Raw genomic sequence first — 10,553 nt, forward strand, 5'->3', positions numbered from 1 at the left:
GTGATTAATGGGTTTTAGGTCAGTTTCATTCATTTTTTAAGAGATTTTTATGCAAAATATAGAAGCGGCATGTCGCGAATTTATGCTAGGGGGTACGTTTGCTGATACTGCGCACGATATAACGCATATTGAACGCGTGGTTAAAGTCGCAAAGCAACTTACCGAAGTAGAAAATGCAGATCTGAGTATTGTGCTTCCTGCAGCGTGGTTACACGACTGCGTAGCCGTGGCAAAAAATCACCCCGATAGAGCAAAAGCATCACACATGGCAGCCGATAAAGCGGTCGTTTTTCTGCAATCACAGGGATATGATGATACTAAATTAGCTGCGATACATCATGCGATTGTGGCGCATAGCTTCAGTGCGAATGTAACTCCAATGACATTAGAAGCAAAAATTGTTCAAGATGCAGACCGGATGGATGCATTAGGCGCAATTGGTGTGAGTCGCTGTATGAAGGTTGGGGGAGCGATTGCACGACATTTATATCATCCAGAAGATCCAATGTGTGCATATCGAGAGGCTGATGATAAGAAGTACACATTAGATCATTTCTTTATTAAGCTATTGCATATCGCGGCGCAAATGCACACCGATGCAGCAAAGAGTGAAGCAGCCAAACGCACCGCTTTCATGGAGGACTTTTTGATGAAATTAAAAGAGGAAATCAGTTAAACATATATGCTATCGGGTCATACGTTTAACGAAAACTACCACGAACAGGGCCAGAGAGAAACTGCCAGTAAAAGCCTCAATGCTGGCAATGAGTCGAGATATACCAACCGGGGTAATATCTCCGTAACCGAGCGTTGTAAATGTAACAACACTGAAGTAGAAGCTATTGAGTAATGCACTGAGGTTTTCTACGAATGTATTGCTACTGCTCAATTGTATGACCTGGTCTTGGTAGCTAATACCTGTAATAAAGTATAAAACGGCGCAAACGGCGATCATAATTAAGCTAAAACGAATTACATTTTCAGGCTTTTCACCATATCCACAGAGTAAATTTATGGCGCTAGATATCCAGCGTTTCTTGGAGTTTTTAGGATATTGTTGATGTCGCATACGCAGTTCGTTATACGTATACTTACCGGCCATTTCAAATAATCCTTGTTGCTCTGCAGCTTTTCTTAACAACCGATAAATTTCCTCGGATTGTTGGAACAAGTCAATGGCATCATCTGGCGCTTTTTCTTTGATTGCTTGATGTGCCCGTACTTCCTGCATAAGTTTGTCACCTAGATGTAGGTTATCAATACGGGTATTATCTAATTTAACACCTAACAAATTTGTATTTTCTAGTTTACAGCAATGTAGATTGGCTTCACGTAAATCTGCTTTCATTAAAGAAGCATGCTCAATCGTATTGTTAAATAAATGCGCACCGCGTAAATTAGCTCGGTAGAAATTACCATAAGAAAGATCATATCCATTGTGATCACCAAACTTTACTAAATTAAGCCCTTCGAGATTTGCACGCTTTAGTTCCAATCCTTGTAGTAGACCACCGCGTTTTGCGTACCGTTCAAGCTTTTGAGTGAGCTCTAGTCCACTTTTGTCGAATTTTGCATCATGCCAAAAACAGAACCCTGAACCCATATCAATTTCCTGACATATTTGTCCATCAGGTGATTGATACTGGCAACACGGTTTTGAATTCATAGCTATCTGATCTTTTTCATCATTTACTTATAGGTTAGCAGTTAATTTGCAAGGTAGAATGGAGAAAAGTAAATAATTTTATCGTTATGTTTGAATACCAATTAAAACAAAGCAACCGTCGGCGCAGTATTGCTATAAAAGTTACAGAGGCAGGTGTCGTCGTATATACGCCAATGGGTGTTTCTACGCATCAATTACATAGCTGGCTGCTAAGCAAACAGAGCTGGGTATTGGCACAGCAGAAAAAACTACAGACTCTGCCTCAATTACAAGTGCCTTGGGTGTCTTCTAAAGTTCGTATTTTTGGAGAGGTTTACGAGTGCCACTTTCACTCTACGGGTGAAAGTGAAGTTATTCATAATAAACAGACTGTGAATGTGTGTGTCACGCAGCCAAGCAATACGGCAGAGTGCAGAAAGGCGTTGTTGTTACTCTTACAAAGTGAGCTAGAGCGGTATGTCATGTCCGTGTTACCAGCGTTGACTAAAAATATGGGAGTTTGTATAGCGTCGGTGAAGTTTAGAGAGTACAAAAGCCGTTGGGGAAGTTGTTCCAGTAATAAAGCACTGACATTTAATACATTGTTAGTAGGCGCTCATAAAGCCGCTATAGAGTATGTCATTATTCATGAATTAGCGCATTGTCATGTATTGGCACATAATCATGCATTTTGGCAAATTGTTTCACGTTACTGTAGTGATTATCAAGAGCATGTAAGATGGTTTCGGGTAAGTGGCAGAAGTTTGTTTATTTCCAAAGCACAATAAAAGAAGAATAACGGAGTTTTGAGAAAATAAATAAGATGGTGGAGGGGGCTGGATTCGAACCAGCGAAGGCAGTGCCGTCAGATTTACAGTCTGATCCCTTTGGCCGCTCGGGAACCCCTCCATCTTATGGAGCTATCAAAAACAATTTGGTGGAGGGGGCTGGATTCGAACCAGCGAAGGCAGTGCCGTCAGATTTACAGTCTGATCCCTTTGGCCGCTCGGGAACCCCTCCTAAACAACGGCGCTGATAATATCAAAGTTTTTAATTAAGTAAAGAAAACCACTAAAGAAAATGTAAAAAATGCCGATAAATAATTATATTTAGACACAATCGGTGAAACTCTATGCAAATAGGCAGTATTTTAACCAGAGAAGATCAACTTGGCGGAGCACTCTCTGTTAGCGTTAATGAACAACGCCGTGCTGACTTTTCGATGTTATTAGCTATGCTGTCTCAAGATGCACTTGATTTTAGTCAGTTTCACCTACCAGAAGATGAAACAGTAGAATCAGACTTAAGCGAAGATGCGCTTAAAAAAGAGTTTCAAGTTGGCCCAAAACAAAGCTTAGCGCCAGCACAGTTTGATATGCTCATAGGAAAAAATAACGCCGAATCTTTGTCTCGAAGCAGTATGGCAAGTCTGCGCTTAGCTAATTGCCTTGACCCTGAACCTCTGGCTATTCGTGATGATTACAAACATATCCCGTTAATGGTTGTTGATAATTGTGAGTTAGCTGTTAGGCATAGACTTGAGTCAGAAATACATGGTGGTGCGGCGATCGATAAACCAAAAATGGATGCAGCGGCAATGTACGATCAACTTAATAGTCAAGAAATGCAAAATGCGCTAATGCAAAGCGCATAATGCCATTATTTTTAGTACGACTAGACTACCCGTGGCACTTCTTAAATTTTTTACTACTTCCGCAGGGGCATAGATCGTTTCGGCCTATTTTAATTTCTGGCGGGTCAAATAACTCGCCGTCTAAGTACTTCCAAAGCCCACACTCTTGAACAAATCTCGAGTTTTCATGGAGCTGACAATGTTTATCTTCAACTAAGTAGTGTGCCTTAAATTTTACGTAGCTATATAAATCATTGTCGGACGTCTTAGTAACGTCAAGCTTAATAAAGCTGACTTCATTAGCGAATTGTAATATGTCAGTCGTGTTATGCATCTTCTGTTGAGAAGATGCATACGTATTAAGAATGTAATTTGCATCCTTTACACAATATGCTGAGTATCTAGAGCGCATTAGCTGCTCTGCTGATGAAGGGCTATTACTGCCCTCAATGAAGGGTTTACAACATTTATCGTAAGGTTGTAGGTCGGAGCAATAGCACATATTAGCGGTTACTTAAGAAATCATAGCGTCTATTGTACACGTATCTTGGCTTGGTATTTTCGAAAAACAAAATAATTCTGTACCAGACAAATTTAAGTTCATGTTTTGTAACTGATCTGCGGTGGTTACATTGGTCCATGTGATCACAGCTGCAAAGTTACCATTATTGAGTGCTTCATTTAGTACATACTGTAAGTTTGAAATATGTTTTTGTTTAATAACGAGCAATTTACTTGAGTCTATTGAGCATCGCTCAAGCATAGATTTATTAGGAATATGCTCAGGCGCTATTAACAATGTCCAACCATGCTTTTGGTTACACAAATGAATAATATTCAATAACTCTAAATTCGCACTGATATCATCACGAGTGTGAACCATCTTTAAGCGTGTCTGTTGGTGCACTTTACTACGCAAAACGAGTGGATAGGCATTGGTGTTTAACATATTTACTCACTGGTGTTATATACAGTATTTATATACAGTAGTTTATACAGTGTTTTAAGGCAAGAAGAATTTTAATTATTTTGTTTAAAAAATGTGCGGGAGCTCATAAAGTACTCATCTTTTAAATAAGTACTTTTTTATAGTGGACATATACGTGAGTTGTGTCTTTTTGGGTATAAGTTGAACATGAGAATGTGGCCACAGAAGCGCAAAGGTAATGCTATTTGTAAAAGCACTAACAGAATAGTGAGAGTACGATCAATACGCACTCTTTAATGTGGTAACTATCAGCGTTTTATACTATCAAACAGGAGACGATTTACTTTTGCGGTTCAGGGCTTAAAAACTGCAGCTGGTGGATTTGCTCATATAATGTTGCGGCATAGCATTGTGCATCTTTAATTCGTTTGGTTGTTAGATGGGGTTTTATTTGTTCAATCATTTCTTGCGCGGCGGTAACCCCTTGGCTTTGGGCTAATACCAACCATGCCATACCGTGGAATGCACTTTGTGGAACACCTTGTCCTTTAATAAACAGTAGACCAAGATAAAATTGTGCTTTGGTGTCACCAGACATCGCGGCAAGACGTATCCATTTAGCAGCTAACGGGTATGACTGTTCTTTGAGGTAGTATAAGCCTTTTTTATAAGCTTGTGCTGTGTCAGTTGCTTCAGGTAGACGAGCTTCACTATTTATTGGTGCTGTGACAAATTCAAGTACGTTCAATAATTGCTGTTCAAGATCATGACTTGCTGCATTGTCTAACTGAGATTTTTCCATATTACAACCGTGTTTATTTATGCACTATTTAGTGTAGCTGAATTCTAACGTTTTTGTCCGATTAAGTCAGTGCTTTATGTTAAAATCCAAGCACTTGTTTCTAATTTATATACCTTACATTATGCTGGAACGTTTATTTGCACTTTCCCATCAAGGGACGACGGTCAAAACCGAAGTGATCGCCGGGTTAACTACATTTGTTACTATGGTTTATATTGTATTTGTAAACCCAGCAATGCTCTCTGAAGCAGGGATTGATATGGGGGCCGCGTTTGTGGCGACTTGCATTGCTGCGGCGATTGGGTGTTTCATAATGGGGTTTTGGGCAAACTATCCGTTAGCGCTAGCCCCAGGGATGGGGTTGAACGCATTTTTTACTTATGGCGTGGTGTTGGGTATGGGGCACGCATGGCAATCGGCCCTCGGTGCCGTATTTTTGTCTGGCTGCTTATTTCTATTACTTAGTCTTTTTAAAGTGAGAGAGTGGGTGATCCAAGCAATTCCGTTGGTTCTAAAGCAAGCTATTGCGACTGGTATTGGGGCATTTTTGGCACTTATTGCATTAAAAAATGCCGGTATTATTGTGGCAAGCCCTGCAACCCTAGTACAACTTGGTGATATTACGTCAGCTGGACCTTTATTGGCAATTTTAAGTTTCTTTATTATTGCAGCATTAATGTTTCGAGACATTAAAAGTGGCGTGTTATTAAGTATCTTTCTCGTAACCGCCTGTGCGTGGGGACTTGGCTTAGTTGAGTATCACGGTATTGTGTCTGCGCCTCCGAGTGTAATGCCCACAATGCTGCAATTAGATATTACGTCAGCATTAGAATTGTCGATGTTGAGTGTTGTATTTGCATTTTTGTTCGTCGATTTGTTTGATACTTCAGGTACTTTAGTCGCGGTCACACAGAAAGCAGGATTAGCCGATGAGCATGGCAAGATGCCTCGTTTAGGTCGTGCTTTGTCAGCAGATAGTACGGCAACCATCGCGGGGTCGATGTTAGGCACTTCAACAACGACATCATATATAGAATCCGTATCAGGGGTTTCTGTGGGTGGAAAAACAGGCCTGACTGCGGTGGTAGTTGGGGTATGTTTCTTGTTGATGGTCTTTTTTGCGCCCTTGGCGCAAATGGTGCCTGCATATGCGACAGCTGGGGCTATTTTATATGTTGCGGTATTAATGTTACAAAATTTAAAGTTTGTGAATTGGGATGACATGAGTGACGCGATCCCCGTCAGTGTGGTGTTATTAATGACACCACTTACTTTTTCTATTGCCCATGGCATTGCACTTGGCTTTATTGCTTACACAGTGGTTAAAGTGTTGTGCAAAAAAAGCCATGAAGTGTCGGTAAGTGTATGGATACTCAGTGCATTATTTGTAATGAAATTTGCATTTAGTTAGAAAGTACAAGCGAAGAAAAAGTGGCTTACCACTTTTTCTTCGGCGCGAACAAAATATCTAAATCATCTTGCTCTTGCTCATTCTTTTTCTTAACTGCAGAGGCATTTGAAGCTTTTAACTCAGTACTTATTTCATTTAAGTACGATTCAAGTAAATTTTTCTTTTCTGTTACATAGTCATCGCTGTATGTTACCGCACAGATAGTCGCATAGGCTTTTTCAAAATATTGCCTCGCGGACCCGACCATATTTGCGGTACGCGCTGAAACACCACGCTTTATTTGGCTCTCAACGTTTATTTTTAATTGCAGTTTTTCAAGACGGCGGTCTTCTGCAACAAATTGTTGCGTATCAACTTTGCCCTTAGAGTGTTCAGAACGAAGCACGTTTCTGAGTTTTTTAATGCCTTGAACTAAAGCGATAAGCTGCTTGTCATTATCAGGTAAAGATAATGCATCACTCTTGCCTTCAGACTCAACAGGCTTATTGACTCGCTCTTTGGCTTCGTGCAAACGGTTTTTTAATTCTCTGGAGGTAGGTGAAAGCTCTACCATGGTTGCTAATGCATCATGAATTCTGCGTTGCAAAACTCGCGTTAGCATTTCAGACATAGGGATATTGGAGCTGTTCGCTAAAACGTCTTCTGATTCTTCAATAACTTTTTTTTGCTTAGTTAATTCTTTACGACGTTCAGCTTCTTGTTTCTCCTTGTGCTGTTGAATCGCACTCACCCACACGGCAATGACTATCAGTGCAACAATCAACATAATAATTATAGAAACAAACATAACGAATTCTCTTTGACCACGACTCAAGAAGATGATTTTTTATATTACATCAATTAATTGCATTCTGAACAGTATTACATTCATAAGTGTGAAAAAACTTTTCTAATTCATTATTTTTCATTATAGACCATGATTCAGTTTTGGCTGATAAACAAACAAAATGGGCAATTGCTATCTCGTTCAACTTAAATATGCTAGCCTAAACGATACTGATGATATTACTCTGATTAATGTCACGGAATGTCAGTGCCGATTTATAATTAATAAGAACAAATCAAGCTATGAAATTACAACAACTTAAATACATTGTAGAAGTGCTAAATCACAATTTAAATGTCTCTGCAACAGCCGAGAGCCTTTATACATCTCAACCGGGTATTTCTAAGCAGGTAAGAATGCTAGAAGATGAACTTGGCGTGCAGATTTTTGGCCGTAGTGGTAAACATTTGACGCACGTAACCAGTGCTGGTACTGAGGTCATAAATATTGCACGTGAGATTTTATCAAAAGTAGAAGGGATAAAAGCGGTAGCAAATGAACACACTTTGCCTGATCAAGGTAAACTTAATATTGCAACAACACACACCCAAGCAAGATATGCATTACCCAATGTGATTCAAGGGTTTATGAAAAAGTATCCGGCAGTTTCGTTACATATGCACCAAGGTACGCCCCAGCAAATATCAGATGCTGCAGCGCGAGGAGATGCTGATTTTGCAATTGCAACAGAGGCGCTACACTTATACTCAGATTTGGTTATGCTTCCATGCTATCACTGGAATCGCAGTATTGTTGTTGCGAAAGATCATCCGTTGGCGCAAAAAGCGACTAATTTAACGGTACAGGATGTTGCACAATATCCTTTAATTACCTACGTATTTGGTTTTACTGGTCGTTCTGAGTTAGATAAGGCGTTTAATGCGCATGGTTTAGAACCACATATTGTATTTACCGCGACAGATGCTGATGTAATAAAAACCTATGTTCGCTTAGGGCTGGGCGTTGGGGTTGTTGCATCGATGGCGATTGATGTGGAAGCCGATCAAGATTTAGTCTGTATTGATGCAAGTCATTTATTTGAAGCGAGCACTACAAAAATAGGCTTTAGGAAAGGCAGTTTCTTGCGTGGTTATATGTATGATTTTATAGAGCGCTTTGCACCTCATTTGACAAAAGATGTTGTTGAAAGAGCCAGTTTGTTACGCAATCAAGATGATGTTGATGCATTGTTTGCAGATGTAAAATTACCAATTAAATAGTTGCTTTACTAATATAGGTGTGGGTATTGAGTCAATTATTGTAATAACTCAATATCCATTGTAATTACTTCATGAAAGCCTAACGAAATGGAACCAGCTTACCTCACCTGCCCACCATACTTCTTTGTTTCACTGTGCTGTAATACTGTGTAATAGCTTTGCTCCATGGCTTAACTAAACTGAGTATAGTTAGGTTGGAGACCATGCTATGAATGACATAAATTTTAAGCAGCAGACCTTTTCATTAGATCATGTATTCTTTGATGGGTTATTAGATAAACTCGCTGAATATGCACAACAAACACGTCAATTAGTGGGTAATCAAAGGGTAATTGAAGATGATAAGTCATTCGATAGCAGCGCGTGCGTTCATATTATTCATAGTGGCAGAATTTATAGCAGCTTTGATAACCAAGCACATTTTTATGAAGCTATGGCGATTTATAATGGAAAAATATGGGCACTAGGCTCACTGGAAGAAGTGAAGCATAGGGTATATCAATCGGGATTTATTGCGACTTTTTATTGCTTACGCGAAGAAGAAGTTGTGATGCCCGGATTTATAGAGCCACATTGTCATTTAATTACGTCATCAATTTTACAGCAATGGTTTCACTTTGGACCATTTGGCTTCGGCTGTCAAAAATCACAGTTTATGTCACAGTATGACCTGTCATATATCGTACGGTCAGTTATGTATTTGGAAAAAGGTATCCCAAAGGATGACTGGTTATTGGGGTATGGGCTTTATAGTCAATTATTACTTAACGACGAAGTAAAAACCTATCGAGATATTTTTAGAATGCTAACAAAAGTGAACACTCATAAGCCGCTCGTCATTTTTGACGCAGCTAAGCCGTTTGCTTTTGTTAATTACGCTGTGTTAGAAAAGGTACACAAGTACCTAGTGCGCCAACACTATACAATAACGAAACTAGATTTCTATCGTATGGTTGAAGGGCAGGGGGGGCTGGTAGATGAACAACTTTTATGGTTGTTGGAAGTTCTTCCAGAACATCAGTTAAAACAATACTGTACACATTTGTTTAATTTTACAGATCAATTACTTAGTCATGCTAAAGGCCAAGGTGTTACACATTTAGGCGTAGTAGATAGTCATCCTGTGGCATTGGATTTACTGGATACTTATTTACAAAAACAGACCGAAATTCATGTGGTCAATGCAACATCTAAATGGATGAATGAGCAATCGAATACGTGTTTGGATTTACCAGATATTGATAGTTATAAGGCCGTTATAGGGAACTCAATTGCGTTGAATATAGGAGAAGTGGGTTATTTAGGTTTTGAGTGGGTACAGAGCTACCACGGGCAAAGTACTTTACAGCCTTGTCAGACTTTAATTAAGCAAGGGATGAATGTTTGCTTACAATCAGGATTCCCCTTGTTACCGTTGTCGCCTTTACGCAGTGCTCAGCAAGCAATATCACGGGAAATGGAGTACGCACCTCATTGCTATATGACAAAAGAGCGAGTCTTGGGAGCCGAACAATGTTTTACACGGTTACAATCGTTAAAAAGCATTTCTATTTCAGCAGCAGTCCATTTGAAAATTAGTAATCAAGCGGGGTGTCTCGCGGAAGGTCAGCATGCTAACTATGTCGTGTTATCTGCAGATCCATTACACTGTAAAAACAAAGATTTGCGAGAGATAAAGGTTGTAAATAGTGCGATAAATTAGCCGCTACCTGTGAGGTTATACTTTTTCAAAACGACAAATAAAATGTATTTATTCTGCGTGTTAAATCAAGCGAACTCCCTGATATTTTCTCGTTATTTAAATGTGATGCCTATTGTTACTTTTTGTTAATAAGCGAAAATAAGTTAATTCATTGATGCTTAGCCTTATTTTTATATTAATGAACCTATAGTAGGAAATAGGAAGGTTTTTATGTGTTAAAGTTATGTAAAATATATTGTGTACTTTGTAATTTAAATGCAAAAAAATATAAACCTCTATATTGAGGTTTAAACACACAACATTTAAAAAGGTATAGTATGAAATTATCAGCGCTTATGTTGGCTCTACCAACACTTGGTATAAGTATCAGTGCACTAGCACATAAT

The 10,553-nt window shown here is 39.2% G+C and carries 11 protein-coding genes and 2 tRNA genes; 6 read left to right on the forward strand and 7 right to left on the reverse strand.

Features of this window, described 5'->3' with window-relative positions:
* The first annotated feature begins 49 nt into the window (after nt 1-49).
* Entirely contained in the window at nt 50-676 is a 627-nt protein-coding gene (locus J8L97_RS03210; protein ID WP_211047829.1) for an HD domain-containing protein, read from the forward strand.
* Between the two features lie 9 nt (nt 677-685).
* On the opposite strand, the gene J8L97_RS03215 is transcribed toward J8L97_RS03210, so the two are convergent.
* Complete coding sequence (locus J8L97_RS03215) at nt 686-1,666, reverse strand: ion channel (RefSeq protein WP_210996183.1); 981 nt, start codon at nt 1,664-1,666, stop codon at nt 686-688.
* 86 nt (nt 1,667-1,752) lie between these two features.
* Here J8L97_RS03215 and J8L97_RS03220 point away from each other — a divergent pair, with 86 nt between their 5' ends.
* Nucleotides 1,753-2,433, forward strand: coding sequence for a M48 family metallopeptidase (locus J8L97_RS03220; protein WP_211047830.1), 681 nt, complete (start codon nt 1,753-1,755; stop codon nt 2,431-2,433).
* A gap of 36 nt (nt 2,434-2,469) precedes the next feature.
* Here the strand turns inward: J8L97_RS03220 and J8L97_RS03225 are convergent.
* A tRNA-Tyr gene (locus J8L97_RS03225) sits at nt 2,470-2,554 on the reverse strand.
* 26 nt (nt 2,555-2,580) lie between these two features.
* Nucleotides 2,581-2,665, reverse strand: a tRNA-Tyr gene (locus J8L97_RS03230).
* A gap of 112 nt (nt 2,666-2,777) precedes the next feature.
* Between J8L97_RS03230 and J8L97_RS03235 the strand changes: the two genes are divergently transcribed.
* Nucleotides 2,778-3,299 (forward strand): VC2046/SO_2500 family protein, encoded by a 522-nt coding sequence (locus J8L97_RS03235; RefSeq protein WP_211047831.1) that lies wholly within the window; start codon nt 2,778-2,780, stop codon nt 3,297-3,299.
* A 25-nt stretch (nt 3,300-3,324) separates the two neighbouring features.
* On the opposite strand, the gene J8L97_RS03240 is transcribed toward J8L97_RS03235, so the two are convergent.
* From J8L97_RS03240 to J8L97_RS03250, 3 genes are all read right to left on the reverse strand, one after another.
* A complete protein-coding gene (locus tag J8L97_RS03240; RefSeq protein ID WP_282098491.1) occupies nt 3,325-3,780 on the reverse strand; it encodes a YchJ family protein in 456 nt (151 codons plus the stop codon).
* 12 nt (nt 3,781-3,792) lie between these two features.
* Nucleotides 3,793-4,227: a SulA-like leucine-rich domain-containing protein gene (locus J8L97_RS03245; protein ID WP_211047833.1), complete on the reverse strand. Its 435-nt coding sequence runs from the start codon at nt 4,225-4,227 to the stop codon at nt 3,793-3,795.
* Between the two features lie 319 nt (nt 4,228-4,546).
* A complete protein-coding gene (locus J8L97_RS03250; RefSeq protein ID WP_211047834.1) occupies nt 4,547-5,008 on the reverse strand; it encodes a sel1 repeat family protein in 462 nt (153 codons plus the stop codon).
* Nucleotides 5,009-5,129: 121 nt separating this feature from the next.
* Here J8L97_RS03250 and J8L97_RS03255 point away from each other — a divergent pair, with 121 nt between their 5' ends.
* Nucleotides 5,130-6,419 carry an NCS2 family permease gene (locus tag J8L97_RS03255; RefSeq protein ID WP_211047840.1) on the forward strand — a complete coding sequence of 430 codons (1,290 nt, stop codon included), beginning with the start codon at nt 5,130-5,132 and terminating at the stop codon, nt 6,417-6,419.
* 25 nt (nt 6,420-6,444) lie between these two features.
* Here J8L97_RS03255 and J8L97_RS03260 read toward each other — a convergent pair whose 3' ends face one another.
* On the reverse strand, nt 6,445-7,206 hold the full coding sequence (locus J8L97_RS03260) for a hypothetical protein (RefSeq protein ID WP_211047835.1): 762 nt from the start codon (nt 7,204-7,206) through the stop codon (nt 6,445-6,447).
* 281 nt (nt 7,207-7,487) lie between these two features.
* Between J8L97_RS03260 and cysB the strand changes: the two genes are divergently transcribed.
* Complete coding sequence (gene cysB, locus J8L97_RS03265) at nt 7,488-8,465, forward strand: HTH-type transcriptional regulator CysB (protein ID WP_192506938.1); 978 nt, start codon at nt 7,488-7,490, stop codon at nt 8,463-8,465.
* 208 nt (nt 8,466-8,673) lie between these two features.
* Entirely contained in the window at nt 8,674-10,167 is a 1,494-nt protein-coding gene (locus J8L97_RS03270) for an amidohydrolase family protein (RefSeq protein ID WP_211047836.1), read from the forward strand.
* Nucleotides 10,168-10,553: the final 386 nt, after the last annotated feature.

It is taken from the genome of Pseudoalteromonas sp. MMG012, assembly GCF_018100875.1.
In the GTDB taxonomy this organism is placed as follows: Bacteria; Pseudomonadota; Gammaproteobacteria; order Enterobacterales; family Alteromonadaceae; genus Pseudoalteromonas; species Pseudoalteromonas aurantia.